Source organism: Oliverpabstia intestinalis (genome assembly GCF_009696065.1).
Lineage (GTDB): Bacteria > Bacillota > Clostridia > Lachnospirales > Lachnospiraceae > Oliverpabstia > Oliverpabstia intestinalis.
The window spans coordinates 146319-171596 of sequence record NZ_VUMS01000004.1; the positions used below are offsets into that span (position 1 = coordinate 146319).

At 46.3% G+C, this 25278-nt stretch carries 27 protein-coding genes and 1 pseudogene; 4 read left to right on the forward strand and 24 right to left on the reverse strand.

The annotated features are described in order from the left end of the window. Nucleotides 1-18 precede the first annotated feature (18 nt). From FYJ57_RS03200 to FYJ57_RS03225, 6 genes are read right to left on the reverse strand one after another with little or no spacing between them, the layout of a single operon-like run. The gene (locus tag FYJ57_RS03200) at nt 19-855 is read right to left on the reverse strand and encodes a HesA/MoeB/ThiF family protein (RefSeq protein WP_154431502.1); all 837 of its coding nucleotides are present in this window, start codon (nt 853-855) and stop codon (nt 19-21) included. Further along, on the reverse strand, nt 856-1062 hold the full coding sequence (thiS, locus tag FYJ57_RS03205; RefSeq protein ID WP_106491304.1) for a sulfur carrier protein ThiS: 207 nt from the start codon (nt 1060-1062) through the stop codon (nt 856-858). A 33-nt stretch (nt 1063-1095) separates the two neighbouring features. Next, complete coding sequence (gene trxA / locus FYJ57_RS03210; RefSeq protein ID WP_154431503.1) at nt 1096-1413, reverse strand: thioredoxin; 318 nt, start codon at nt 1411-1413, stop codon at nt 1096-1098. Then, nucleotides 1413-1664 (reverse strand): sulfurtransferase TusA family protein, encoded by a 252-nt coding sequence (locus FYJ57_RS03215; RefSeq protein WP_106491306.1) that lies wholly within the window; start codon nt 1662-1664, stop codon nt 1413-1415. The genes trxA and FYJ57_RS03215 overlap by 1 nt, the downstream gene beginning before the upstream one ends. Nucleotides 1665-1677: 13 nt before the next feature. Next, complete coding sequence (locus FYJ57_RS03220; protein WP_154431504.1) at nt 1678-2547, reverse strand: ferredoxin-like domain-containing protein; 870 nt, start codon at nt 2545-2547, stop codon at nt 1678-1680. Between the two features lie 18 nt (nt 2548-2565). Then, complete coding sequence (locus FYJ57_RS03225; RefSeq protein WP_154431505.1) at nt 2566-3801, reverse strand: O-acetylhomoserine aminocarboxypropyltransferase/cysteine synthase family protein; 1236 nt, start codon at nt 3799-3801, stop codon at nt 2566-2568. On the opposite strand from FYJ57_RS03225, the pseudogene FYJ57_RS16490 reads away from it, so the two are divergent. Beyond that, nucleotides 3800-3946, forward strand: a pseudogene (locus FYJ57_RS16490) (DUF6783 domain-containing protein); the annotation flags it as partial. The gene FYJ57_RS03225 and the pseudogene FYJ57_RS16490 sit on opposite strands and share 2 nt — an antisense overlap. On the opposite strand, the gene FYJ57_RS16495 reads toward FYJ57_RS16490, so the two are convergent. The 14 genes from FYJ57_RS16495 to FYJ57_RS03290 all read right to left on the reverse strand — a co-directional run bounded on the left by FYJ57_RS16495 (nt 3875) and on the right by FYJ57_RS03290 (nt 17322). Then, on the reverse strand, nt 3875-4036 hold the full coding sequence (locus tag FYJ57_RS16495) for a DUF6783 domain-containing protein (protein WP_408636456.1): 162 nt from the start codon (nt 4034-4036) through the stop codon (nt 3875-3877). The pseudogene FYJ57_RS16490 and the gene FYJ57_RS16495 overlap by 72 nt on opposite strands. Continuing rightward, complete coding sequence (locus FYJ57_RS03230; protein WP_154431506.1) at nt 4024-4923, reverse strand: NAD(P)/FAD-dependent oxidoreductase; 900 nt, start codon at nt 4921-4923, stop codon at nt 4024-4026. Before FYJ57_RS03230 ends, FYJ57_RS16495 begins: the two co-directional genes overlap by 13 nt. 16 nt (nt 4924-4939) lie before the next feature. Further along, nucleotides 4940-6439 (reverse strand): aryl-sulfate sulfotransferase, encoded by a 1500-nt coding sequence (locus FYJ57_RS03235; RefSeq protein WP_154431507.1) that lies wholly within the window; start codon nt 6437-6439, stop codon nt 4940-4942. A gap of 31 nt (nt 6440-6470) precedes the next feature. Beyond that, nucleotides 6471-6785, reverse strand: a complete 315-nt coding sequence (locus FYJ57_RS03240) for a thioredoxin family protein (protein ID WP_022172657.1) — start codon at nt 6783-6785, stop codon at nt 6471-6473. 22 nt (nt 6786-6807) lie between these two features. Continuing rightward, a complete protein-coding gene (locus tag FYJ57_RS03245; protein WP_205839899.1) occupies nt 6808-7854 on the reverse strand; it encodes an ABC transporter substrate-binding protein in 1047 nt (348 codons plus the stop codon). Between the two features lie 99 nt (nt 7855-7953). Continuing rightward, nucleotides 7954-8754 (reverse strand): ABC transporter permease, encoded by an 801-nt coding sequence (locus FYJ57_RS03250; RefSeq protein WP_154431509.1) that lies wholly within the window; start codon nt 8752-8754, stop codon nt 7954-7956. A 17-nt stretch (nt 8755-8771) separates the two neighbouring features. Beyond that, nucleotides 8772-9833 (reverse strand): sulfate/molybdate ABC transporter ATP-binding protein, encoded by a 1062-nt coding sequence (locus tag FYJ57_RS03255; protein ID WP_154431510.1) that lies wholly within the window; start codon nt 9831-9833, stop codon nt 8772-8774. Nucleotides 9834-10057: 224 nt separating this feature from the next. Next, on the reverse strand, nt 10058-11095 hold the full coding sequence (locus FYJ57_RS03260) for a DUF5692 family protein (protein ID WP_154431511.1): 1038 nt from the start codon (nt 11093-11095) through the stop codon (nt 10058-10060). Nucleotides 11096-11127: 32 nt separating this feature from the next. Next, nucleotides 11128-11472 carry a hydrogenase maturation nickel metallochaperone HypA gene (locus FYJ57_RS03265; RefSeq protein WP_022399064.1) on the reverse strand — a complete coding sequence of 115 codons (345 nt, stop codon included), beginning with the start codon at nt 11470-11472 and terminating at the stop codon, nt 11128-11130. Nucleotides 11473-11484: 12 nt separating this feature from the next. Beyond that, nucleotides 11485-14271 (reverse strand): FAD-dependent oxidoreductase, encoded by a 2787-nt coding sequence (locus FYJ57_RS03270; protein WP_154431512.1) that lies wholly within the window; start codon nt 14269-14271, stop codon nt 11485-11487. A gap of 108 nt (nt 14272-14379) precedes the next feature. Continuing rightward, nucleotides 14380-15054 (reverse strand): hydrogenase nickel incorporation protein HypB, encoded by a 675-nt coding sequence (gene hypB, locus FYJ57_RS03275; RefSeq protein WP_328597424.1) that lies wholly within the window; start codon nt 15052-15054, stop codon nt 14380-14382. Next, nucleotides 15051-15608 carry a TetR/AcrR family transcriptional regulator gene (locus FYJ57_RS03280; RefSeq protein ID WP_205839900.1) on the reverse strand — a complete coding sequence of 186 codons (558 nt, stop codon included), beginning with the start codon at nt 15606-15608 and terminating at the stop codon, nt 15051-15053. Before FYJ57_RS03280 ends, hypB begins: the two co-directional genes overlap by 4 nt. A gap of 167 nt (nt 15609-15775) precedes the next feature. Further along, a complete protein-coding gene (locus FYJ57_RS03285) occupies nt 15776-16639 on the reverse strand; it encodes an MBL fold metallo-hydrolase (RefSeq protein ID WP_154431514.1) in 864 nt (287 codons plus the stop codon). Between the two features lie 44 nt (nt 16640-16683). Then, the gene (locus FYJ57_RS03290) at nt 16684-17322 is read right to left on the reverse strand and encodes a Crp/Fnr family transcriptional regulator (RefSeq protein WP_154431515.1); all 639 of its coding nucleotides are present in this window, start codon (nt 17320-17322) and stop codon (nt 16684-16686) included. A gap of 140 nt (nt 17323-17462) precedes the next feature. Here FYJ57_RS03290 and FYJ57_RS03295 point away from each other — a divergent pair, with 140 nt between their 5' ends. Both FYJ57_RS03295 and FYJ57_RS03300 read left to right on the forward strand, forming a co-directional pair. After that, a complete protein-coding gene (locus tag FYJ57_RS03295; protein WP_154431516.1) occupies nt 17463-19253 on the forward strand; it encodes a flavin reductase in 1791 nt (596 codons plus the stop codon). A 162-nt stretch (nt 19254-19415) separates the two neighbouring features. Beyond that, nucleotides 19416-20561, forward strand: a complete 1146-nt coding sequence (locus FYJ57_RS03300; protein ID WP_154431517.1) for an endonuclease/exonuclease/phosphatase family protein — start codon at nt 19416-19418, stop codon at nt 20559-20561. A gap of 119 nt (nt 20562-20680) precedes the next feature. Here the strand turns inward: FYJ57_RS03300 and FYJ57_RS03305 are convergent, their stop codons facing one another. The 4 genes from FYJ57_RS03305 to FYJ57_RS16500 all read right to left on the reverse strand — a co-directional run bounded on the left by FYJ57_RS03305 (nt 20681) and on the right by FYJ57_RS16500 (nt 24214). After that, nucleotides 20681-21385: a TMEM165/GDT1 family protein gene (locus tag FYJ57_RS03305; RefSeq protein ID WP_154431518.1), complete on the reverse strand. Its 705-nt coding sequence runs from the start codon at nt 21383-21385 to the stop codon at nt 20681-20683. Nucleotides 21386-21423: 38 nt separating this feature from the next. Then, on the reverse strand, nt 21424-22425 hold the full coding sequence (locus FYJ57_RS03310; RefSeq protein WP_154431519.1) for a calcium/sodium antiporter: 1002 nt from the start codon (nt 22423-22425) through the stop codon (nt 21424-21426). 350 nt (nt 22426-22775) lie between these two features. Beyond that, complete coding sequence (locus FYJ57_RS03315) at nt 22776-24113, reverse strand: MATE family efflux transporter (protein ID WP_154431520.1); 1338 nt, start codon at nt 24111-24113, stop codon at nt 22776-22778. Between the two features lie 29 nt (nt 24114-24142). After that, a complete protein-coding gene (locus tag FYJ57_RS16500) occupies nt 24143-24214 on the reverse strand; it encodes a DUF6783 domain-containing protein (protein WP_408636457.1) in 72 nt (23 codons plus the stop codon). 423 nt (nt 24215-24637) lie between these two features. On the opposite strand from FYJ57_RS16500, the gene FYJ57_RS03320 reads away from it, so the two are divergent. Beyond that, nucleotides 24638-25156, forward strand: coding sequence for a helix-turn-helix domain-containing protein (locus FYJ57_RS03320; protein WP_154431521.1), 519 nt, complete (start codon nt 24638-24640; stop codon nt 25154-25156). Nucleotides 25157-25278: the final 122 nt, after the last annotated feature.

Genomic DNA, 25278 nt, shown 5'->3' on the forward strand with positions numbered 1-25278 from the left:
TGATATTGATATTCTTCATTACTGCTCGTCTCTCGCCGCAAACCGCCCTGCTGTCTCCTCGCAGACTTCCTGCTCGTAATCGATCGGCTCCAGGATCGTCGGGTTGTCTCCGCATACCGGGCACTTATGTGTATCTTTCGGCAGTTTGATCTTGTGGAACTCCATCGTCAACGCATCAAACGTCAACAGAGAACCTGTTAAAAGATCTCCGACACCGATCAGATACTTGATCGCTTCCATCGCCTGTAAAGATCCGATGACACCACCCATCGCTCCGATAACACCTGCCTGTTTACAGGTCGGAACGGCATCTTTTGGCGGCGGATTCTTGAATACACAACGGTAACACGGTCCCTGCCCCGGTACATAAGTCATCAGCTGACCTTTGAAACGGATGATTCCTGCATGAGAAAATGGTTTTTTCTCCAGGACACAGGCATCGTTAATCAGAAATTTTGCCGGAAAATTATCCGTTCCATCAATGATAAAATCATACTCCCGGATCAGTTCCCGGATATTGGATGCATCCACGAACATCCGGTAAGTTTTAACCTCTATATCCGGATTCATGGCGTTCATAGTCTCTTTCGCTGATTTTACCTTTGCTTTTCCGATATCTGCGGTACTGTGGATAATCTGTCTTTGCAGATTGGAAAGATCCACCTCGTCCGCATCCACGATACCGATGGTTCCCACGCCGGCTGCTGCCAGATACATGGCTGCCGGTGCACCAAGACCACCGGCTCCGATGATCAGCACTTTGCCTTTCAGGAGCTTCTTTTGTCCTTTCGCACCAACTTCTTTTAAGATGATGTGGCGGGAATAACGCTCGATCTGTTCATCTGTCATTGCCATTTAGCATCCACCTCCCATGAAGTACAGGAACTCTACATTGTCTCCCTCTTTTAACACGGTAGACTCTTTATCCTCGGTTGCAATAAATTCTTCATTGATAGAAACGGTTACATATTCCGGCATCTCTACATTTTCCTGCTCGATCAGCTCCGGCAGTGTCAGTCCGTCTTTTACTTCTTTTTTCTCTCCTGCTACTGTGATAACCATGTCTTTTCTCCTTTATGTCTCTCTATACTCTCTTCAGATCTGTTCTTCGATCCAGCTGTTTAAATCTGCCTGTTTCATTGCACCCACTTTCCGGTCTTTCACCTGTCCATCTTTAAAGAGGATCAGGGTCGGATTAGACTGCACTTCATACTGCTCAGCCAGTTCCACATCAAAGTTCGTATTTACCTTATATACTTTGATCTTATCTTCATAATCATCTTCCGCGTTTTCTAACACCGGCGCCAGTTTTTTGCAGGCCACACAGGAATCGGAATAAAAATCCACCAGAACCGGAAGCGATTCGTTCAATACTTTCTCTTCAAAATCTGCTTTGCTTACCCGTACTGCCATTATTCTTCCACCTTTCTTACATACATGGTGTAAGTGCCGTCTTCATTGTCGGTTAATTTCAGTACTTTATGTCCTTCTTCTTTCATGCTTCGCGGAACATTCTGTACCGGTTCCCCGTCGTTCATGCGGACAGCCAGGACCTCTCCATCCTCCAGTTCTTCGATGGCAACTTTTGCCTTTACGAATGTCAGGGGGCATACTTTATCGGTAATATCAACCTCATCGGTTACTTCAAAATCTAATTCAGCCATGATGGTTCTCCTTTCACTGTCCCTCGTACGCTTCTTTCAACTGCTTGCGGAAATCTTCCTCTCCCACACGCTGCAACGTCTTACGAAAACGTTCGCTTGGATTTGCATTTTTCTCAAAGAAAGTGATCGCCGCATCAGTCACACGAAACAGTGTTTCCTTGTCCGAGATCAGCGGAAGCAGTTCTTCTCCTTTGTAGATGTTATTTCCGAAAGTTCCTCCAAAAGATACAATATATCCCGGAGTTCCCTCCCATGCATCCACCGGGCAGCTCTTGACACAGCGACCGCAGTGATTACATTTCTCTGCATCCAGCTCTACTTTACCGTCCACCATTTTCAGTGCTTCCTGGCGACAGGCTTTCACACATACACCACAGGAGATACAGTCGTCTTCTTTGTATGCGATGTTCATACCACCTTTGATTCCCACATCATTTTCTTCGGCTTTCAGACAGTTATTCTGACATCCGGTAACACCGAATTTGAACTTATGCGGAAGTTCCCGTCCGAAATATCTGGCATCCAGTTCTTTTGCCAGTGTGTAGGTGTCGACACATCCGCTGGGACAGACTTCCGATCCCTGGCAGGCTGTGATGGTACGGACACGTGGGCCGCACACGCCGGTTCCCACACCGCCTTTTGCCAGTTCTTCTTTTACCTCGGCAAGTTCTTCCACTTTGATAAACGGAATCTCGATTCCCTGACGGGATGTCATATGTACATAGCCGCGGCCGTATTTTTCTGCTACTTCCGCCACTTTTTTGATATTTTCTGCTGTCAGGTTACCACCGATCACGGCCAGTCGCAGGGAACCGTAACCTTTCTGTTTCTGTCTCATATAACCGCCCTTTTTTAAGGCTGCATAATCTACTTTTTGTGCCATCGTTCTCTCTCCTTTACCTTACAGCTGTCCGATCTTTTCAATCGCCTGTGCAAAATCTGCTTTCAGATCTTCGATATCTTCGATTCCCACACTGACCCGGATCAGATCTTCGAAAACACCTGCATCTTCTTTTTCCTGTTCTGAACTGTGAAGACTGATCGTGGATCCCGGATGGATCACCAGTGTCTTCGTATCCCCGATATTGGAAAGTGTGTATGGGATTTTCAGTGCATCAATCAATGCAAATGCATTTTCCTTACTTCCCACCCGCAGCGTCAGGATTGCTCCATATCCTCTGGAAAACTGTTTTTCAGAGATCTCATACCAGTTGCTGCTTTTCAGTCCCGGATAGTTGACAGTAACAGACGGATACGTCTCTTCTAGCCACTGTGCAAGTTCCAGCGCATTGCTGCACTGCCGTTCCATCCGCAGTCCCAATGTCTCCATCCCGATCAGATTCAGATACGCGTTCATCGGTGCCAGACATGCACCGGTGTCACGGAAAAGGCTGTTTCGGAGTCTTGCAATATAAGCCATCGGGCCAAATTTTTTGTAAGCTGCAATCTGAGGATACATCTCGGAATCCCATTGAAATCTTCCACTGTAAGTAAGAATACCGCTGATCGAATTGCTGCTTCCGTTGATGTATTTAGAAGAAGAATTGACCACGATATCTGCACCATGTTTTAGTCCTTGGAAAAGGTACGCTGTTGCTGTCGTGTTGTCCAGGATCAGTGGAATCTTATGCGCATGTGCAATTTCTGCCAGTCTTTCCACATCGGTCACATCCAGACAGGGATTGCCGATCGTCTCTGCAAAAAGCAGGCGGGTATGTTCGTTGATAGCTCCCTCGATCGCTTCCCAGTCATTGTTTTTTACATACCGGGTTTTGATACCAAATTCCTCGATATCACGAAACAGATCGATGGATCCTCCGTAAAGACTTGCAGAAGAGACAATCTCGTCCCCGCTTCGCACAATATTTAAAATGGCGTTCATGATCGCCGCCATACCGGAAGCACAGGCGATCGAAGCCATGCCGCCTTCCAGTTTTGTGATTCTGTTTTCAAATGCGGTTACTGTCGGGTTCCCTACACGGGTGTAACAGTAGCCGGGAGCTTTATTTTCAAATATTTTTTCCAGATCTGCGGCTGTGTCCTGTTCGAACGCACTGCTTTGACAGACCGGGGGAAGGGTTGCTCCGTTTGCCTCCCGAACCACTCCTGCATGGAGAAGGTCTGTATTAAAACTCATACGCTTATTCCTCTCTCACAGTAACGCGTCCTCTAGAGCGTGTCTGAAAAAGGCTTTTCGTGAGCTGCGAGTCTCAGTTTGTGGGAGATTTTATCCGAATGAGGGCGGCGTAGCGGGCTACGGCAACCGAATGAGGGTAAAATATACCGCAAAGTGGGGCTTGCAGATTGCGGAAATGATTTTTCAGACACGCTCTAGGATCATCCTGCGGAACGTTACTTTTTATTTCAAATATTCAGCCACCGCTGTTGCTGCGTTGGCTCCGTCGGAAACCGCTGTCACTACCTGGCGCAGTTTCTTTGTTCTGACATCTCCGGCCACATACAGTCCTGCCAGACTGGTTTCTCCGGTTTCGTCTGCTTTCACATAGCCTGCCGGGTCCAGTTCCACCAGATCCTTTACCAGTGCCGTCTGCGGAACCGATCCGAAGGCTACGAATACGCCATCTACATCGATCACTGTTCCGTCTTCCAAAGCAACACCTGTCACTTTCGCTTTTCCGGTGATTTCTTTCACCTGATGTTCCAGTACAAACGTGACATTCTCTTTTTCTTTCAGTTTTTCTACTGTAACGACTGCGCCACGAAACTCTTTTCTTCTGTGGATCACATACACCTGCTCCGCCAGACCTGCCAGATAAGCGGCATCATCCAGTGCGGTATCTCCGCCGCCGAGCACGGCAACTTTTTTGCCCCGGTAAAAGGATCCGTCGCAGATTGCACAGTAGGAAACGCCTTTTCCCACATATTCTTTTTCTCCCGGAATATCAGCCCTCCGTGGGGATACTCCCGCTGCATAGATCACGGTCTTTGATTCGATCACAGAACTGTCTGAGAAGGTCATCTGAAACTGTCCGGACTCTTCTTTTTGGATCCTGGTCACTTCCTGTTCCAGAAATTCGACTTCGAGTTTTACGGCATGTTCCCGGAATGTCTCTCCCAGATCATACCCGCTGATTCCCGGCATTCCCAGATAGTTGTCTACCCGACCGCTCTCTGCGATCTGTCCGGTTCCTTCATATTCTTTTTCTATCACTATAGCTGACAGGTTTGCCCGCTTCGCATAGATCGCTGCGCTTAAACCTGCCGGGCCGCTGCCGATGATACTTACATCATATACCATATCTTTCGTTTCCTTATTATTCTTCTTTCAGATCGCCCTTCTTTACAGAAGCCACGCAGAAGTCCAGTCTCTCTTCATCACTGTCTTCGTCATCCCCATTCATACCTGTTACACTGGATCGGTTCGGATCCACCCCTGCAACTACGGTTACCTTTCCGGTTCCTGCTCCTTTGGATGCTCCCGGTACACGGAAGGTTTCCACATCCAGCGGTTCGATAGATACTTCTTCTGCATGTGTTGCCTGCGGTACCCATTCGTATGGTGTGCGGTATGCACGGTAAACCATGTTCATCTTGAAATTTCCGCCGATATTTTTAAAGTAAGGGTTCACATATTCCCATACGATCTCATGTTCCGGTGTCACTTCGATCAGATGTCCGTCTGATCCTTCGGTGATCAGTGTGTTGCCGTTTGGCAGTCGCTGTGCAGAACTGATGTAGGAACTGTAAAACTTGGAAGCATCGGTAAATAACAGGTTTCCTGCTTCCAGTGGGGTGTACTGCCAGATGATCTCCAGTGTGATCGGATCAAATTCCAGAACACGGGAGTAATCTCTGTGTGCGTTGTTGTTTCCGGTCGGTGCGGACGAGTTCGGATTACCATAACCACCTTCACCACCGTTATCGAATACCAGCAGATTGCCTTCTCCCGGCAGACCCTTCGGAATCATGTGGAAATGATGCTGGCCGATGATCCATCCCAGTTTGCGAAGCTCTTTCGTTTTAGAAAAATCAGGTCCGATCTGCCATACGATTTCTCCGGTTTTCTTGCTGATGATCGCCAGAATATTTGCATTTCTCGCATCAAAGATCAGGTTGTCCGGATGGAATCTCTCATCTCCCGCATCGTACCATTTGTTCTCTCCGAGAACAGATACGCAGTTAATGTGCATCCAGTCACCACCGGCTTCTCCGTGAAGTCCCGGATTACGGAACAGAACATTTTTGGCAGCTTCATCAAAATCAAATTCTTCAAAATGATCAGAAGCACGCCAGCTCCACAGAATATTCCCTTCCCAGTCTACTTCGATGATCTTGTCATCGATCAGTTTTTTATCGGAAATCTCATGATTGTATACATTTTCATGGGTCAGGATGATGGTATTTCCACTGTCGGTTTTCGGTTCGCCGCCCGGATAATAATATCCGACGGTATTTCCTTCTCTCTGGTAATCGTGATGCTGTCTTGCCTGCCAGGTCGGTTCTTTTCCCGGATCTGCGATCAGTTCCGTGTGATCGAATTTCCAGACGATATTTCCGTCATAATCCACCTGCACCAGATCCAGCTGATCCTGATATGCATATTTTCCACCACGCTCTCCGGTAGTTCCCATTACATACCCACCCGGAAGGATCTTGTTCGGAAATCCGCCAAGACCTGCCCACAGATTCACTTCGTTTCCGTTCATATCGATCAGAAGTGCTCCTTTTGCGGATGGATAAATTGTGTATCCGTTATACGCTTTCTCTTTGTTATATACTAAAACTCCTGTTGGAAATACAGTTGGATAACCCATATTCTTTTACCTCCTGTGATCTGTTTTTTCTCTATGCCAGTTTTTTAATCTCTTCCTGAATGATCAGCGGATGAACCTCACCCACCAGTCTGTTTTTTATCTCTCCGTTTTTGATAAACAACAATGTCGGTACTGCCGAGATATCAAATCTGCTCTGTAACAGTGCTTCCTGATCAATGTTGCATTTTCCGAAGAATACATCGTCTCCTTTTTCTTCGGAAAGTTTATTTAATGCACCCGCCAGCTTCTTACAGTGGCTGCATGCGGTGGTGTAGAACTCTACAACCACCGGTTTGTCTTTATTGATTTCCTGGTCAAAATTATTTACGTTCAGTTCCTGTATCATAACTGTGGTTCTCCTTTGTCTCTTATTCGATGGTCACATTATCCGGAAATGCGATTTTGGCCACATCGGTGTTGATAAAATCGCGGACATTATAATCTTTCGGGAAGCTTCCGTGTTCAAATCCCCATTTTTCGATGTCTTCCAGATGTGTCGTTGCTTCCTCGGAAAATCCAGGCTCAAAGCTGTAGTTTTTCCAGTTTTCTTTAAAGTCTTCTGCTTTCAGACCAAGTTTGTCTGCCAGGTATTCTGCAGATTCATCCAGATGATCGTTGATATACTGCGTACTTTCATCGACAGCCTGCAGGAACTTAGCAAGAGTGTCTGTATTTTCTGAAATATATTTGTCGGTTGACAGGAAGTAGGATCCGGTCTGAATACCGATTTCCTGGGAAGTTGCCACCTGTACCCAGCCGGCTTCTTCGATATACTTTGCTTCGGAACCGTTGGCATACACAGCGGATGCACCGCCTTTCTGGATCAGCGCCAGTCTGGTCTGAGAAGAATCGGTGTTGATCAGGTTCTGTTTGCTCTCATCCAGACCCAGATATTCGATGCACTTACTTGCATAATAGTATGTTACCGTTCCTTCCTGGTACATGAATCCTGCGGAACCATCCAGGCTCTTCGGATCATCTGCGTATTTCGGATCTACATACAGACCACCGGACAGGGCCGACTGACCACCGGAGATCTGAGAAAAGATCTGCAGGTTTGTGGCATCCAGGGTATTTCCCAGACGATTGACTGCTGCATAATCTGCCATCATTCCGATGTCTGCGGTTCCGTTGACTACCGCATCGATGGTATTGATACCGGCTACAAACTCTGTCGTCTGTAAGTCAATGCCGTATTTTTCAAAAATCCCCTGCCAGAGACCAATTTCTGTCGCATACTGATCAAGCTGACCGGTCATCACTGCATCTCTCATGGTCACCAGATCTCCACCGGATGAAGATGCATCGGAGGATGCTGTTTTGTCTGTTGTCTGTGTGCTGCTATTTCCGCATCCGGCAAGTGTTCCAATGACAAAAACTGCTGCGGCTGCCAAGCTGATAATTCTTTTTTTCATAATAATGTTTCCTCCTCTTTCTAAAGCTGTTTTATGGTTTCCGCGAAACTGCTTTCTCCTCATATCACAATCTCGCAGGTATTTTTCTCTTCCGGATTCCTACGCTTTTCTCACTCCGAAGTGCTTTAAGAATGTACAACCAAAAAGCTGAAGCAGACGGTCCGCAACGAATCCGATCAGTGCCAGGGTAACGATTCCTGCGAATGCCCAGGCTGTTTTGTAGTACATCTTGGAACTCTGGATCAGATATCCAAGACCGTCGTTGCCAACCAGCATCTCTGCCGCGATCACACAGATGATACTGCTGCTGAGTCCCAGCCGGATACCGGTGAAGATATTCGGAACTGCGGAAGGCAGTACCACGGTGAAAAACACTCTCAGCCGGCTGGCGCCCATACAGGATGCCGCCTCCATCAGAGAATGATCGGTAGCAACCACTCCTGCAATCGTATTGACCAGCACCTGGAAAAATGCTGCATACAGAATCAGTGCTACTTTGGAAGTCTCATCCACCCCAAACCACATCAGAAACAGGGATGTCAATGCGATGGCCGGGATAAAACGAAACAGACTTAAGATCGGTTCCACGATCCAGCGGATCGGTTTGAAATGTCCGACCACCAGTCCGACCGGTACGGCAATAACTACCGCCAGTCCCCAGCCTTTCAGTACACGGCTTACGGACGCTGCAATGTCCGCCCACAATGTGCCGTTGCTTACCAGTTCCTTGATCGCTGTCCAGGTCTCTGCCGGACTTGGGAGGAAGATCTCATCATACTGTAAGGATCCCAGTCCCCAGAACAGAAAAACGATCAGCCAGGAGACGATTCCTGTTTTGATAACCTTCAAAGGCAGATCCCAACTGCCTGTCTTTTTTGTATTTGCTGTCTGTGACGCCATGGCTTTCTGCCTCCTTCCTAAATATAGTACATACTGGATACATCCAGTCCTTTGTTTGTCAGTGTCGTTGTCGTCTTATCATCAAAGACATACATCTGATTGATGACTACCCATACTTTGTCGCCGCTCTTTAACGGTCCGTTGACCAGCGGGGAATTGGTTCTTATAGTGATACCCTTGATATTTAACAGTACCTCGAAGTAATTGCCACGGAAGATACTCTGTTCTACGGCAGCCTGTTCGTAGATAGAACTCTGTTCCGTCACATCTTTCGGGCTTTTAATCTCTACAAATTCCGGTCGAATGATTGCCCTCGTATCCGGTCCGATGGAATCAAATCCTTTTAACTTTCCGTATTCTTCAATGATCGAAGATTTTCCGATAAACTGTGCCACAAACGGTGTCTTCGGATGCAGGTAAATCTCCACCGGATCCCCCATCTGTTCTACGCGGCCCTCGTTGGTGATGATGATCTCATCCGCTACCTCGATCGCCTCGTCCTGATCATGTGTTACGAAAATACTGGTAATTCCGATCTTATCGATCGTCTCTCTTAACCAGGTACGAAGTTCCTGTCGAACTTTCGCATCGATTGCTGCAAACGGTTCATCCAGAAGCAGTACTTCCGGATTCGGTGCCAGTGCTCTTGCAAGTGCGATTCGCTGTCTCTGACCACCGGAGAGCTGATCCGGATATCTCTTTTCCAGCCCCGGAAGCCCTACCAGATCCAGCAGCTCGGTTACTCTCTGTTTGATAAATTTCTTATCTTTCTTCTGGATCTTTAACCCATAAGCGATGTTGTCATATACCGTAAGATAAGGAAATAATGCGTAATTCTGAAATACGAATCCGATTCCTCTCTGGCTCGAAGGAAGATCGTTTACCACATTTCCGTTGATACAGATATCTCCGGAATCCTGATGCTCCAGCCCGGCAAGCATTCGGAGAATCGTTGTCTTTCCACTTCCTGACGGTCCGAGAAGACCAACCAGTTTTCCTTTTTCGATTGCAAAGTTCACATCTTTCGATGCCTGAAAATCACCGAAGGATTTATTGATATTTTTTAATTCAATATACATAGCTTGTCGTCCTTTTCTCTCTCCTGTGCCTGTTTTGTATTACCTATTATTCCTATCGAATTAGTATGTTGTATTCGTTGTAGAGATAATATCACTTATACGTTTTTATGTCAATAAATGTAGTTATAGGAATTTTTTAGGATTGGCTATAGGTTTTTCCTATAGCAAAAAGATCCCGTACAGTTTTATACTCACCTGTACGGGATCTTTTCTATATGTTTTCTTTATTTTGCTCTCGCCATAGCCTCCTGATAATCTTTCGTATCCACGAAGATCTCTTCTTTCCATGGGTTCTTCTTCTGTGCTTTTGCTCTCTTTAATATATAAGCAAATACGAACACGTTCACAGCAAAGGATACTACCGAGATCAGTCCCTGTGCCGTCGGACTGGCAACGGTCGGCATGGTGCTTCCCGTCGCTGCTGCGATACCGCCTTCTCCATAGACAGCGGTGACGGTTGTAAAGCGACTCGCATCCTGAAACAGTGGGAACACCTGCGCAAACATGCACCACAGTGCCAGGGTGTTTGCACGGTTCTGGATCCAGCCGCCTTTGTTCCACAATGCTGCTGCGAAGGTCGGTGCCAGAAGCAGTGCCAGACCACAGTACCAGGAATGGGTCGGCAGGTTCAGGTAAGTATACTGGAAGTTCCAGACATCATAGGCCAGAACATATACCCAGATCATATCCGGCCACAGCATATCCTGCTTGTTTTTGGAAGAGTAGATACCCCACCAGCCGGTCATACAAACAATATTGAAAAGCCCTGCCAGACCGTTCAGTACATTCCACCAGCCGCCGTACAGCCATACGCCTTCAGATGACATCCACCAGCCGCCTGCCAGAGAACCTGCGCGGATCGCGGATTCAAAATCAGATGCTACTGCGATCAGGATATTGATTGCTACAATAACAAACGGAAATGCTTTGAACCAGTGTGCTTTTCCCAGTTTTCCCCAGTGGTACTTCAGGATCATAAATCCGATACAGCCTGCGGTTGCCGCATACAGTTTCGCATAATGGAACCAGCTGTTCATATGTACGTAAGTATCATTGTTCAGCGCCCATTCCGCACCGGATGCCGCACCGATATAGATGGCAATAAAGTACACAGACAATACCGCCGGGAGCACCAGGAAACATACGATTCCTCCCCATTTCGACCGCCTTGCGATCTCATTCATGATTACCAGTCCTGCAAAGACTAACAGCCAGCCAAGCAGCTGCCATCCTGCTGTTTCTCCGTAAATCTGAAAAAACATACACTCACTCTCCTTTTTCTTACGCGGAATCTTTATTCCACTTCTATTTCCTTAATGTTGAATTCACTTCCCTGCAAAAGATACGTGTGTTCACTGCCACAGTGCGGACAGATCTTTCCATATTCTATGGTCGAATAGGTCTTCTCACATTCCTCACAGTATGTAATTGCAGGAAGTGTCTCCACAATAAGTTCTGCTTCCTCAAACAGCGGCCGTTTCTTCGCCGCCCACGTCCAGCAGTTCTGCAGGTAAGATTCGATCACCGTCGAGACCTCCCCAAGTTCCAGCACTACTTTCCGTATTTTTTCCACTTCGTTCTCCTTTGCCACCTTTTCCAGATGATCCATGATATGAAATGTCACGCCAAGTTCATGCATATCTGCATTCTCCTATTTCTTCTTCGCAAACTTCACTTTGATGGACTGTTTCACCATATTCGGAAGAATATACTTCAGTTTATCCTCAGATGCCCGCATCACAGACGCTCCCGGAATCTCTCTGTGCAGATGGATCGCATCAAAGACACATTTTGTGGTACATACTCCACAGCCGATACATTTATTCGGATCCACCACAGAAGCTCCACAGGACAGACAACGGGAAGTCTCTGCTTTTACCTGTTCTTCCGTCAGACTGTGAGACAGGTCGCGGAAGGTCGCTGCCTGTGCTTTTTCATCTGCTTTCGCCGGAATCTGGCGTTTGGATGTATCGTAACTTTCCACGGAAATATTGTTTTTATCCAGCTCCACAAAATCACGACGGTTTCTTCCTATGGTCAGGGTACAGTTTTCATGTACATAACGATGAAGGGAAATCGCACCCTCCCGTCCTGCTGCGATCGCATCGATGGCAAATCTCGGTCCTGTATACACATCACCGCCGACGAAGATATCCGGCTCAGAGGTCTGATAGGTCAGTTTATCTGCCAGTGCACCGCCGTTCGACCGTCTCTTCAGATCCAGGTTATCCAGCATATTACCCCATTCGATCGCCTGTCCTACGGAAAAGATCACATGCTTACACGGTATGGTCACGGTCTGTTCTTCATCGTATTCCGGTGAAAATCTTCCCTGTTCATCCAGTACACGGATACATTTTTTAAATACCACACCGGCCACTTTTCCGTCTTCTTCCAGCACTTCTTTCGGTCCCCAGCCGCAGTTCAGCTCGATACCTTCTTCCAGTGCTTCCGCAATCTCTTCCTTACTTGCCGGCATATTTTCCCGCTGTTCCAGACAGAACATGGAGATCTTCGCATCCACACAACGGCTGCTGATTCTCGCCGCATCGATAGCTACATTACCACCGCCGACAACCACAACATCACCTTCAAGCGCAAAGCTTTCTTTCGCTCCCGCTTCCCGCAAGAAATCAACGGCTGCATAAGTACCTTTTGCATTCTCTCCTGTGATACCCGGTTTTCTTCCACGCTGGCATCCGATCGCCACGTAGAAACCTTTATAACCCTGTTCCCGCAGTTCTTCGATCGTGATATCTTTTCCGATCTCCACACCACAGCGAATTTCCACACCGAGTTTCCGGATCACATCGATCTCTGCTGCCAGAAGATCTTTTTCTAATTTATAGGAAGGAATTCCGTAACGAAGCATACCGCCCGGTTCCTCATTTTTCTCGAAAATAGTCGGTTTGTATCCGGTCAGCGCCAGATAATATGCACAGGAAAGTCCCGCCGGACCGGCACCGATGATAGCGATTTTCTCATCAAATCCACCTTTCAGGGACGGAATCGTCTTTTTCGGGATATATCTCGTCTCCGCATTCAGGTCACGTTCTGCCAAGAATCGTTTTACTTCATCGATGGCTACCGCCTCATCGACGGTTCCTCTGGTACATGCATCCTCACATCTGCGGTTACATACATGTCCGCAGACTGCCGGTAACGGATTATCTTTTTTGATCAACGCCAGTGCGTCATCGTAACGTCCCTCTTTTGCCAGTTTCAGATACCCCTGTACAGCGATATGTGCCGGACAGGCAGTTTTACATGGTGCAGTACCGGTATCGTAGCAGTTGATCCGGTTCACATCTCGATAGTTATGTGACCACATGTGTTCGCCCCAAGGCTGTTCCGACGGGAGTGGGATCCGCGGATAGGTTACTTCGCAGCCCTCTTTATCACACAGTTTCTGACCCAGTTTTACCGCCCCTGCCGGACAGAATTCCACGCATTTTCCGCAAGCTACACAGTTGGCTTTTTCTACCTTCGCCACGTAAGCGGAACGGGACATATTCGGGGTGTTAAAGAGCTGGGAGGTACGCAGTGCATAACAGACATTCACGTTACAGTTACAGATTGCAAAGATTTTGTTAGCACCGTCGATGTTTGTGATCTGATGTACGAATCCGTTGTCCTCTGCTGCCTTCAGAATCTCCAGTGCCTCCGCTTTATCGATATAGCGTCCGTCTTTCTGTGTTTCCACTACATAATCTGCCATATCTCCGACGGCGATACACCAGCCTTCCGGATCGTCCGCGCAGCCCTCTCCGTGGGTCAGGCGGGAACGACGGCAGGAACACGGGCTTGCCGCGTATTTTCCCTCATATTTGTTCAGCCAGTGGGAAATATGTTCCAGATCTACGGATTCATTTTCCATCTCGATCGCTTTTTCCACCGGGATAACATGCATACCGATACCGGCACCGCCTTCCGGCACGAACGGTGTGATCTTCTCCAGAGGCAGACGGGACATATGTTCAAAGAAAGTTCCCATCTCCGGGTTAGAGTCCAGGATGTTTGCGTTCATGTTGAAAAATTCTGCACATCCCGGTACATACATCGGTAACACATACTGTTTTTCGTGCTTCGGATTCTCCCAGTTGTATTCCAGAAGACCTTTTCTTGACATTTCTTCCAGCAGCGCTTCACATTTTTTCTCTTCCAAACCGGAGAGTTTCACGATCTCTGCCAGTGTCTTCGGTTTTCTCACACCAAGTTTTACTGCCAGTTCTGCTTCCTCATCGGTAAGCACGCCCGCAAGTCCCCAGTACTCCGGATCGTTTCTGGTAATCTTTTTCAATCCCAGTTTCTGCGGAATCCGGTCTGTGATCTTTTTGCCCAGTTTCGCGATCGGCTCCCGGAACGGTTCGTTCGGATCCGGGGTGAATTCCGGATAGACATAATCCGGATACAGCTCTTTATCCAGTTCTTTCTTCATTTTCATCCTCCTACACAGCGCCAGCCTTCTTATCTCCTTTCGGACAGACCGCCCGATATCGCTGAGTTTGAATAGCCGACACTTCCCTTTTGTCACTGTCATATCATCTCAGACACCGGTTTTCCATGCGTTTACCTGCGCAGCCAGCCACTCGGTCCACGCATCCATGCCTTCCCCTGTCTTCGCACTGATCGGAAATACCTTCGCCTGTGGATTTCTCTGATGGATATACTCTTTCACCCGTTCCATATCAAAATCAAAATAAGGCAGTACATCGATCTTGTTGATCAGCACCGCATCACAGATCCGAAACATCAGCGGATATTTGAGCGGTTTGTCATGCCCCTCCGGTACGGAAAGGATCATCACATTTTTCGATGCACCCGTATCAAATTCTGCCGGACAGACCAGATTGCCCACATTTTCCAGGATCGCCAGATCCACATCGTCCACGCCAAGACCCTCCACGCCCTGCCGGGTCATCTCCGCATCCAGATGGCACATACCCCCGGTATGCAGCTGGATCGATTTGGCCCCTGTTTCTGCAATCGCCTTTGCATCCACATCCGAATCGATATCTGCCTCCATCACACCGATCCGGAACCGATCCTTTAACCGCTCGATTGTTCCTTTCAGTGTTGTAGTCTTTCCGGATCCCGGTGAAGACATCAGGTTCATCAGAAATACTCCCTGTTCTTTTAACTCCCGGCGGAGGTTATCCGCCTGCCGGTCATTGTCTGCAAATACGCTCTCCTTGATCTCAAGGACTCTTACCTCTTTCACGTTTCTCTTATCCCTTTCATGATAATCTGTACCATCTCTTCTTTTCCCTGTTCGTAGGTCAGCCCGTTCTTGTAGAGAATATCGCTCTCCAGAAAGCAGGTTACCGTTCCCCGGATCATCGCCATAACGACCGGTTTCGAGATATCCTTCCGGATCTTTCCTTCCCGGATACCTTTCTCCAGATACTGCTCGGCAAGTGCCCACCCCTGACTGACTGCTTCCATCAGGTACTTATACTGCTTCGGATACTTCTGTGCCAGTTCGAAGATCCTGCTAAGTCCGATGTTATAATACTTGGTCGGAATTGCGCAAAACAGCCGTTCCAGCTTTTCCAGTGTATCCAGTTCGGTATCCGCCTCGATCTCCTGCCGCATATCCGTAAAATCACGGGCATATCGGTCTGCAATCGCCATCAGCACATCCTGTTTACTCTCGAACACCGTATAGATGGTTTTTTTACTGATCCCCAACGCTTTCGCTACATCATTCATCGTAAATTTCAAACCATTCCTGGTAAATTCTTCAATTGCTGTATCAATGATTTTTTCTCTCATTTCTCTCTCCTGTCCTGTTCTCATTTACGGTTCAGCGAAAAAGGAAACCGGGAAACTGAGAACAGTTTCCCGGTTTCCTTCATTGTAACATTACACTGACTACCGGTCAATTCACTATATTTGACAAAAAAATCACATTGTTTTTATGCAGAACCTCTTATTTCCTTTCAGACCTCGATCTGTAAACCGTCATAAGCCAGTTCCAGTCCTTCTGACGCCACAATCGATTCGTACCAGTCATGCGGCGGACACCAGTGTGGGGACAGATGCGTCAAAAGAAATCTACTATTCTCACACAGGCACTTATTTTCCTTCAATCGGTCCCTTATTCGGATATTGTTCATCAGACACATATGTCCGCCATACTGTTCATTCAGTCCTGTAGTTCCTTCCATAATAACTGCATCGTACTGATGTTCCTGTATCAATGCAAACTGATCCTCGTCATAACTTCCGGAATCCAGCGCATACAATAACGTTTTTCCATCTTTCTGAATGATATAACTGTGGGAAAATCCCCGTTGCGATCCATGATTTCCGCGAACCGGCAAGATTCTGTACCCATCCGTTTTCTCTTCCTTTCCCTCTCTGATCTCATGCAGATTTATTTTCAGTTCTTCCATGTCATCCAGACTTTTTCTGAGTGTTTCCATCACGAAAGAATTCCCGTAAATATTCAGCTGCGGGATATCGGTAAACCGTGGACCTCCATGTCTCATTTTTTCGACATAAGTAAGCGGCAGCAAGCTTTCGTCTGTATTTCTCCAGTGCAGATGCTGCGGATACAGATGATCTTCATGAGGATGTGTGACCAGAAGTGTCTTGAGCTTTGATAAATTCACTCCGAACCGGGCTGCATTATCAAAACACGATGGTCCGATATCGATCAGCAGTTCTTCGTCAATCACCATGCTGCTGTTTGTTCTCAGGTTTTTTCCTCTGTGTTTTCTTGCATAAGTACAATGAGGACATTCACACCAGTATCCTGGATATGTTTCCCCTGCTCCTGTTCCTAAAAATGTCAGTTTCATACACGTACCTCTTTTCCTTAATTATAGATCTCTTTTCTTCCATTTTACAACAAAATCCGTATATTTTTCCCTTCCCGGAACAAAACTCCCTCTTCCGACAGATTTTTAAATTCCCGCATCATTGCACTCCGGTCCACGCACAGATATTCTGCCAGAGTCGTATAAGATACCGGCAGTGTAAATACCTGTTTCTTTTTCCCTCCTCCCACTTCATTCAGATACGCCATAATTTTTTTCCGGGTACTGTTTCTCGATAAGACATAGATCCGGTTTGCCTGCTGGCTGGCACGCATGGCGATCATCTGTAACAGATTGCTGAGCATCTGGCTGTGAAATTTACATGCATTTTCACACCGCTTGATCACATGCTCATAATCAATAAAGATCACACGCGTCTTCGCCTTCGCACAGACATAATAATGCTGCGACATCTCCGGTAACAGCAGCGGTTCCCCGAAGACATCATCTTTTTTCAGTTCATCCATCAGATACTGATTGCCCTCCGCATCGCTGCCATATAAAGAAGCCTGTCCCTCCGCGATCAAACCGATCTTTTTCATCGTATTCGTATACTCCATGATGATCTCGTTATTTTCATATACAATCTCACGCATCTGAAAACAGACCCACATCCGTTCCTGTTCTTCCGGCAGGATATGTGAAAACAATGTCACTTTCTCCATCTGTATTCCCCCGTCTTTCTTTTTTTGTGTTTTTTTTAACATACTCCAATTTTGTTGCTTTTGCAACAGAATTTTCCGGTTTTTCCGGGTATACTAACGATAACAAGAAAACAGATTCCACACACAGGAGGTTCCCATATATGAAAATCACAGATACTATCAAATACATAGGCGTCAACGATCACAAAGTTGATTTATTTGAAGGACAGTACCCGGTAGCCAACGGTATGGCTTACAACTCTTACGTGATCCTCGATGAAAAGATCGCTGTCATGGACACCGTAGATGCAAACTTCACCCACGAATGGCTGGATAACCTGGAGCAGGTACTTGATGGCCGCAAACCGGACTACCTGATCGTGCAGCACATGGAACCGGATCATGCAGCCAACGTGGCTAATTTCCTGAAAGTTTACCCGGACACCACCGTTGTCGCCAACGTGAAGACCTTCCAGATGATCTACAACTTTTTCGGACTTACTCTGGAGGGACAGAAGCTCGAAGTTACCAACGGTGGCACGTTAAGCCTTGGAAACCATCAGCTGACCTTTGTATTTGCTCCGATGGTACACTGGCCGGAAGTTATGGTAACTTACGACAGCACTGATAAAGTGCTCTTCTCCGCTGACGGCTTCGGCAAATTCGGTGCCCTGGATGTGGAAGAAGACTGGGATGACGAAGCCCGCAGATACTTCATCGGCATCGTAGGAAAATACGGCACACAGGTTCAGTCCCTCTTAAAAGTGGCTGCAACCCTCGATATCCGGATCATCTGCCCACTCCACGGACCGGTACTTTCAGAAGATCTCGGACATTATATCGGTCTGTATGACACCTGGTCCTCCTACACACCGGAAGAAGAGGGCATTGTGATCGCCTACACTTCCGTCTATGGTCATACGAAAAAAGCAGTCGATCTGCTGGCTTACAAATTAAGAAGCAAAGGATGTCCGAAGGTTGTCGTATACGATCTGGCAAGAGACGATATGTCCCTGGCTCTCTCCGATGCTTTCCGCTACAGCAAACTGATCCTTGCCACCACAACCTACAACGCAAGCATCTATCCGTTTATGCACGACTATATCTCCCGTCTGGTGGAACACAACTTCCAGAACCGTACGGTAGGTCTGATCGAGAACGGTTCCTGGGCTCCTCTGGCTGCCAAGGTGATGCGTGAGATGATGGCAAAATGTAAAAAGATCAACTGGCTCGATACCACCGTAAAGATCCTCTCTGCCATGAATCAGGACAATCAGGATCAGCTGGAAGCCATGGCAGATGAACTGTGCAAAGAGTACATTGCCCAGAACGATACCCTTGCCAATAAAAATGACCTGACCGCACTGTTCCGGATCGGTTACGGCCTGTATGTGGTAACTTCTAACGACGGTAAAAAAGATAACGGTCTGATCGTAAACACCGTCATCCAGCTGACCGATACCCCGAACCGTGTAGCAGTTAATATCAACAAAGCAAACTATTCACACCATGTCATCAAACAGACCGGTATGTTAAATGTCAACTGTCTGTCCACGGAAGCACCGTTCTCCGTCTTCCAGCAGTTTGGCTTCCAGACCGGACGAAGCGTGGATAAATTCGCCGGTCAGACCGTACACCGTTCCGACAACGGACTGGTCTTCCTGGATAAATACATCAATGCCTTTATGTCTCTCAAAGTAGAAGACTATGTAGATCTCGGTACCCACGGTATGTTTATCTGCAGCGTGACCGAAGCCCGCGTGATGAGCAATCAGGAAACCATGACTTACACCTACTACCAGAACAACGTAAAACCAAAACCGGAAACCGAAGGAAAGAAAGGTTTTGTCTGCAAAGTCTGCGGTTATATCTACGAGGGCGATGAACTTCCGGCAGACTACATCTGCCCGCTGTGTAAACACGGAGCTGCTGATTTTGAACCGATCGGATAACAGAAGCAGAATCTTTCAACTGTTACAAACAGAGCAAGCCGTAACACATTTTCACCAAATATCTATGAGATTAAATATTGCTCTATAGAGTTTTCGCCCTGAATATGATACACTCAAAGAAATAAAAACTTTACCTGGATTTTACAAAGAGAAAGACATACTATGAAAAAAACCGTAAAGAAAATTTTTAAAGTACTTGGTATCGTACTCGGGGTGATTTTGCTGGTGCTGATTGCTTATATCATCTATCTATATGCCAGCTATCATCGCATCGAAGACAATCTGGTTCTGGAAGTGGAATCTGCCCCTGACGCCGGAGAAGATCTGGAGGGACTGACTTCCGGAGCCCTCCCGGCTTCTGCATCCGCACGGTATAACACGGCACTGACTGCCGGGGAAACCTACTCCGCACTGACCTACAACCTTGGTTTCGGTGCTTACACACCGGACTTCAGTTTCTTCATGGACGGCGGCAGATCCTCCTGGGCAAAAAGCAAAGAAAGTGTGCAGAACACCATACAGGGAGCCGGTGAACTCATTGCTTCTTATGAACCTGATTTTGCATTGCTTCAGGAAGTAGATCTTGATTCCACCAGAAGTTATCATGTAAACGAATATTCCATCTTAAAGACTTGCCTGAGTTCCTACAATTCTGTCTTCGCACAGAACTATGACTCCGCGTTTCTTTTCTATCCGTTTACCCAGCCACATGGAAGCAGCAAATCGGGGCTTGCTCTGTTTTCCAGATATCTGGTGACCGATTCTCTGCGGAGAAGTTTCCCGGTGTCTACATCCTTCAGTAAATTTTTTGACCTGGATCGCTGCTACAGTATTTCCAGACTGCCTGTAGATAACGGAAAAGAACTTGTAATTTTTGAACTCCACATGTCCGCCTACGGCAACAGCGACGCAATCCGTGAGGGTCAGATCCGTATGCTTGCCGATGACATGCAGAAAGAATACGAGGCCGGCAATTACGTCCTGTGCGGCGGTGATTTCAACCATGATCTGAAAGCCTCCGAGGACGATTCCGAAAATCTTGAATCCTGGGCATACCCCTTCCCGAGAGCCAGCCTTCCTGACCACTTTTCTTTCTGCATCGATCAGCTGACGGACGAGGAACGGGATTCCCTGTGGGACAGCGCCAGAAACGCCGACATGGAATATGTGCCGGGTGAAACGTATACCGTAACACTGGATGGATTTATTATCTCGGACAATATCGAATGCGTCTCCTACGACAACATCAACACCGGATATACCTATTCGGATCATGATCCGGTATATCTTGAATTCACATTAAAATAATATAAGACAAAAATATAAGGGAACAGACCTGTACAACGATCTGTTCCCTTATATTTTACTCAGAAATCTGTCCGGCAATCGTATCCTCGATCACCCACAGGCTTCTTATCCTTCAAAAACTATCCTTTATCCGCTGACACATCCTGGCCCTTTTTCTTTTTCATATAAAGCCAGACGCAAATCACCACGAAAACCACCGTAACAGCTGACAGAAGCGGCCATACGGTGATCGGACAGACGTTTTCACTGATCAGGTTCAGTGCCTGATAAGCTGTGTAGATACCGAAGATTACAAAGATCACAAATGCCAGCGTATTTAACAGTCCATCCGGAGTCTTACTCTTTAACAGATATCCCACCAGCATACCAAGAATGTCCGCCAAAAAAAGTCCCAGAGAGCATCCGATCCATACGATAAACGCAGCCCCCATCCCTTCATTGGCACCAAAGGTAATGGCTGTCAGCTGTGTTTTGTCTCCCAGCTCTGCTACAAAGAACATGCAGAACACTGCCAGAGGAGCAAATTTGATCTTGCTCTTTCCGCCCTCTTCTTCCTCTTCATCCTCGTCTCCTGCAAGCGTCGATGCCGCAAAATAAAGGAAGGCAAAAGCTGCAACAATCTTAATCAGCCATTCCGGGATAAATTCGCTGACCAGTCCGCCCGCCAGTACCGCAAGACCATTCAGCACCAGGATCGCTGCCGCCGTTCCCATGATAATATCTTTTAACTTATACTTGGAAGTCAGCGCGATCAGCATCAGCTGCGTCTTGTCACCCATTTCCGCGATAAATTCCGTAAAAAATACCTTTAAAAATAATAACATGTTCTCCCTCTCTGTGATTCAATAATTGTTTTTAATTATTATCTGATCACAATATAAATCGCATACGCCACATAAAGTGCGATCATACAGAACCCTTCCACTTTTCCGATCCGTTTCTTTGTCACCGCAAAGATCCACACACATACGGTAAATACAATCAGCACACACAGATCGATGATATTTTCTCTGATGAGCGTAATCGGGCTGATCGCAGATGCGATACCGAGAACCATCAGAATGTTAAATATATTGGATCCCACTGCGTTTCCAAGTGCCATATCTACTTCGTTCTTTTTCGCTGCAACGATTGAAGTTACCAGTTCCGGCAGAGAAGTTCCGATGGAAACGATCGTAAGTCCGATCAGCGTCTGACTCATCCCAAGATCACCGGCAATTCTTGCTGCCGCATCAACAGTAACATCTCCACCAATGGCAATAGCAACCGCACCTCCAACGATAAAAAGAATACTTAACGGCATGGATATCAGCCTGATCTCTTCGTCCGAACCACCTTCAATCTCCACTTGTTTTCCTTCTTTACTGGCTTTCATCGCTGTACGGATCATATAGAAAATATAACCGGCAAAGCATCCCAGAAAGATTACGCCATCCAGATGCCCCAGTATCATCGAAGATGTATCTCCGATTCCGGCGATTCCAAAGAGCAGTAACATACCGGCACAGATCAGTGAAAACGGGATGTCTCTTCGAATCGTCTCTTTTGCCACATTGACCGTAGCCAGCACGCCGCAGACACCAATAACCACCATCAGATTAAAGATATTGGAACCTACGACATTGCTCACAGCAAGTTCATTATTTCCTGTAAGAGAAGCCGACACACTGACCGCCGTCTCCGGAAGCGACGTTCCCATCGCCACGATCGTAAGTCCGATGATGATTGCCGGCACATGCAGACGCTTTGCTACACTTGAACTTCCCTCCACAAAATAATCCGCTCCTTTGATCAACAGCACAAACCCAATCACAAGTACAACCAGAACCAGCGCAAATGGAGCATTGTTAATAAAGTTTTCCATAGTTTCCTCCTTTTTTCTCTCCATGAGTTTCCGTCATCCCAACATCTTTTCCTGTCTTCCAGCAGCTTACAGCACTCTGCTGGTTGGTACAGACACGACGTCGACCCGCTGCCTGCGTAAAAAAAGACTCATGTATATCTTCACCTCGGATCAGACTTCTTATTCCGAAGTAAAGATATACATGAGTCTCATTATTTAAGATTTGCCAGATTGTACTCTGTACTACAATCAGAATGTTGACAAACCACACTTTCGCGCTAACTACTCCCTCATGGAATATTTTATTACCTGATAAATAATATCAAATAGAATGTAGTATGTCAACGGGAAATCCGAGTATAGTATAGTTGTTAAATTTCTCCCCTTTCAGTTGGCCACGATTTTCTGAGTGCCACATAAGAAATCAAAAAATTAGCCAACCAGCCGGCAGGTACAGCAAGCCAGACAAATACGATGCCAAAACGAGGTGCGCAGATCAAAGCAACTGACAGACGGATTGCCAGGTTGACCATATTTGCAATGAGAAAAGGCCGCATGATTCCAAGTCCACGAAGAACGCCATCCGTTGCCATCTTGATACCCATGAAAATGAAAAAGTAACCGAGCCATCTCATATAATCCCCAGATACCTGATATGCTAAAGCGGTTCCATCTTTCCCCAGGAATAACGAGGAAATTTGAGTATGCAGTGTTTCAATGACTACAAAAGCAAGAACTGCAAACCACAGATCCAACACCAGTGCAGCGTGATATCCTTTTTTGAGACGTTCTATTTTCTTTGCGCCAAGATTCTGGGATACATACGGTGAGACTGCATTTCCAATGGATACAAAAATCAGTGAAAAAACATTTTCTACCCGCATCGTTGCCGAATAACCGGCGAGTGCCTGTGTACCGAATGGATTTACAACTGCCTGTACGATCATCATACCAATTGATACTGTGGATTGCTGGAGAACTGATGGTACGGCGATTCGAAGCATAGAACGTAACTCTCTCCCATCAAACCAGGCAAAATGGCTTTTATACCGGCGCATCCGACTAAAGAAAATCAAAAGTGAAAACACTCCGGAAATCCCCTGTGCAATGAGAGTTGCAAGGGCTGCACCGAACACCCCCAGGCCAAGTCCTGCCACCATCCAAAGATCCATAAATATATTCAAAACAGAAGAAAATATCAAAAGACCCAGTGGAATTTTTGACTCTCCGATCGATGTAAACATCGTTGAAAGGATATTGTACATAAACAAAAACGGAAAGCCCACAAAATAAACACGAAGATACAGTACTGCTGCCTCCAGTATATCAGCAGGTGTCTGTAATAACCTCATCATCGAATGGGAAAAGCAAAAGCCAAAGACACCCAGAAGTATACTTAGAATCAGGAAACTGATCAGTGATGTTGACACGATTGTTTTCATTTTGCTGTAATCTCTGGCTCCAAAATAACGACTCACAAGCACACCGGCACCTACACCGGCACCCAATGCTATACAAATAAAGACATTCGTAAGTGCAGCACAGGCACCAACTGCCGCAAGTGCAGAGGAGCCAACAAACTGACCGACGATAATAGAATCCACCATATTATATACTTGCTGAAAAAAGCTGCCCAGAATCATTGGCATTGCAAAAACAGTCAGTGCTTTAAGGGGCGCATCTGTGATTAAATATTCATCTTTTGACATTGTCTTATTTCTCCTTAAATCCCTGTCTTTTACCCGGAAGCTCTAGAGCGTGTCTGAAAAAGGCTTTTCGTGAGCTGCGAGTCCCAGTTTGTGGAAATAATTTTTCAGGCACGCTCTAGCATGACAAGTGCCACTAATACATTATAAGGCTATGATTGAAAGCGCTGTCGGAATTTCACTTAATCTCCTTCCGCAAGAATTCATTTTACATCTTCAATATACAAAATGCAAATTTTGTCACTTCTTGTTCGTCTTATTTTACTACCTCTCTTTCTTTGTTCACTCTTTCTGGCTTCCTATCCATTTATGAACTTGTTGTTGACTGATGATTCAAGTATAATAAACTCGTAACTGTTCAGTACCTTCACAGTTACGAGCCAAAATGCATTTAAACGATAAAAACACCTCGCGGGACAGTGGCTACTGAATAGTTACATAAACTCTATATAAGAAATACATGTCTTGCATGTGATCTTATGTATTGATGATTCTCATGTTCTGCGATATACGGGGAGGAAATTCTCATGGGTAAACAATCTACCAGGGAAAACAAAACAATTTACCAGCTTTGCCGGGAAGCTGCAGGGCTTACAAGGGCAGAAGCAAGTGATAAAATGGAGGCTGTCTCGGATTCTAAAATCGAAAAATTCGAATACGAAACACAGGAGCCTACACCTTACGATATCATTCAAATGGCTGATGCTTATAAGCGACCGGATCTCTGCAACTATTACTGCTCACACAAATGTGAAATAGGCCACCGCTATGTTCCAGAAGTAGAAGTGACTGATCTGTCAAATATCATCCTGGAGACAATTGCCGGTCTGAATGAAATCAATCCTCTTACCGGTCGTCTGATCCAGATTGCCCGTGACGGTAAGATCAGCGATGATGAAATGAAAGATTTTGCTTATATCAGTAAAAAACTTGATGAAATTTCTTTAGCCATAGACTCTTTGAATCTTTGGGTAGATAAGACCGCCGGAGAACAAGGGCTTAATCTTGAGCTCTTAAATGCCGAAAAAGAAAAATTAAAATGGTAGTGTAAAAAAGTTTGTGTTTCTGGTAAAAAATGGCTCCTTTTTGGTAAGAATTCAGATATGACAATTCTTATCGAAAAGGAGTATTTTTATGGCAGTTGCAAAGGAACAAATTCGACAGATTA

Excerpts from the sequence above, each read along its gene's own strand:
- FYJ57_RS03200 (WP_154431502.1), bottom strand. The coding sequence starts at position 855 with ATGGCAATGACAGATGAACAGATCGAGCGTTATTCCCGCCACATCATC.
- thiS (WP_106491304.1), bottom strand. The coding sequence starts at position 1,062 with ATGGTTATCACAGTAGCAGGAGAGAAAAAAGAAGTAAAAGACGGACTG.
- trxA (WP_154431503.1), bottom strand. The coding sequence starts at position 1,413 with ATGGCAGTACGGGTAAGCAAAGCAGATTTTGAAGAGAAAGTATTGAAC.
- FYJ57_RS03215 (WP_106491306.1), bottom strand. The coding sequence starts at position 1,664 with ATGGCTGAATTAGATTTTGAAGTAACCGATGAGGTTGATATTACCGAT.
- FYJ57_RS03220 (WP_154431504.1), bottom strand. The coding sequence starts at position 2,547 with ATGGCACAAAAAGTAGATTATGCAGCCTTAAAAAAGGGCGGTTATATG.
- FYJ57_RS03225 (WP_154431505.1), bottom strand. The coding sequence starts at position 3,801 with ATGAGTTTTAATACAGACCTTCTCCATGCAGGAGTGGTTCGGGAGGCA.
- FYJ57_RS03230 (WP_154431506.1), bottom strand. The coding sequence starts at position 4,923 with ATGGTATATGATGTAAGTATCATCGGCAGCGGCCCGGCAGGTTTAAGC.
- FYJ57_RS03235 (WP_154431507.1), bottom strand. The coding sequence starts at position 6,439 with ATGGGTTATCCAACTGTATTTCCAACAGGAGTTTTAGTATATAACAAA.
- FYJ57_RS03240 (WP_022172657.1), bottom strand. The coding sequence starts at position 6,785 with ATGATACAGGAACTGAACGTAAATAATTTTGACCAGGAAATCAATAAA.
- FYJ57_RS03245 (WP_205839899.1), bottom strand. The coding sequence starts at position 7,854 with ATGAAAAAAAGAATTATCAGCTTGGCAGCCGCAGCAGTTTTTGTCATT.
- FYJ57_RS03250 (WP_154431509.1), bottom strand. The coding sequence starts at position 8,754 with ATGGCGTCACAGACAGCAAATACAAAAAAGACAGGCAGTTGGGATCTG.
- FYJ57_RS03255 (WP_154431510.1), bottom strand. The coding sequence starts at position 9,833 with ATGTATATTGAATTAAAAAATATCAATAAATCCTTCGGTGATTTTCAG.
- FYJ57_RS03260 (WP_154431511.1), bottom strand. The coding sequence starts at position 11,095 with ATGTTTTTTCAGATTTACGGAGAAACAGCAGGATGGCAGCTGCTTGGC.
- FYJ57_RS03265 (WP_022399064.1), bottom strand. The coding sequence starts at position 11,472 with ATGCATGAACTTGGCGTGACATTTCATATCATGGATCATCTGGAAAAG.
- FYJ57_RS03270 (WP_154431512.1), bottom strand. The coding sequence starts at position 14,271 with ATGAAGAAAGAACTGGATAAAGAGCTGTATCCGGATTATGTCTATCCG.
- FYJ57_RS03280 (WP_205839900.1), bottom strand. The coding sequence starts at position 15,608 with ATGAGAGAAAAAATCATTGATACAGCAATTGAAGAATTTACCAGGAAT.
- FYJ57_RS03285 (WP_154431514.1), bottom strand. The coding sequence starts at position 16,639 with ATGAAACTGACATTTTTAGGAACAGGAGCAGGGGAAACATATCCAGGA.
- FYJ57_RS03290 (WP_154431515.1), bottom strand. The coding sequence starts at position 17,322 with ATGGAGAAAGTGACATTGTTTTCACATATCCTGCCGGAAGAACAGGAA.
- FYJ57_RS03295 (WP_154431516.1), top strand. The coding sequence starts at position 17,463 with ATGAAAATCACAGATACTATCAAATACATAGGCGTCAACGATCACAAA.
- FYJ57_RS03300 (WP_154431517.1), top strand. The coding sequence starts at position 19,416 with ATGAAAAAAACCGTAAAGAAAATTTTTAAAGTACTTGGTATCGTACTC.
- FYJ57_RS03305 (WP_154431518.1), bottom strand. The coding sequence starts at position 21,385 with ATGTTATTATTTTTAAAGGTATTTTTTACGGAATTTATCGCGGAAATG.
- FYJ57_RS03310 (WP_154431519.1), bottom strand. The coding sequence starts at position 22,425 with ATGGAAAACTTTATTAACAATGCTCCATTTGCGCTGGTTCTGGTTGTA.
- FYJ57_RS03315 (WP_154431520.1), bottom strand. The coding sequence starts at position 24,113 with ATGTCAAAAGATGAATATTTAATCACAGATGCGCCCCTTAAAGCACTG.
- FYJ57_RS03320 (WP_154431521.1), top strand. The coding sequence starts at position 24,638 with ATGGGTAAACAATCTACCAGGGAAAACAAAACAATTTACCAGCTTTGC.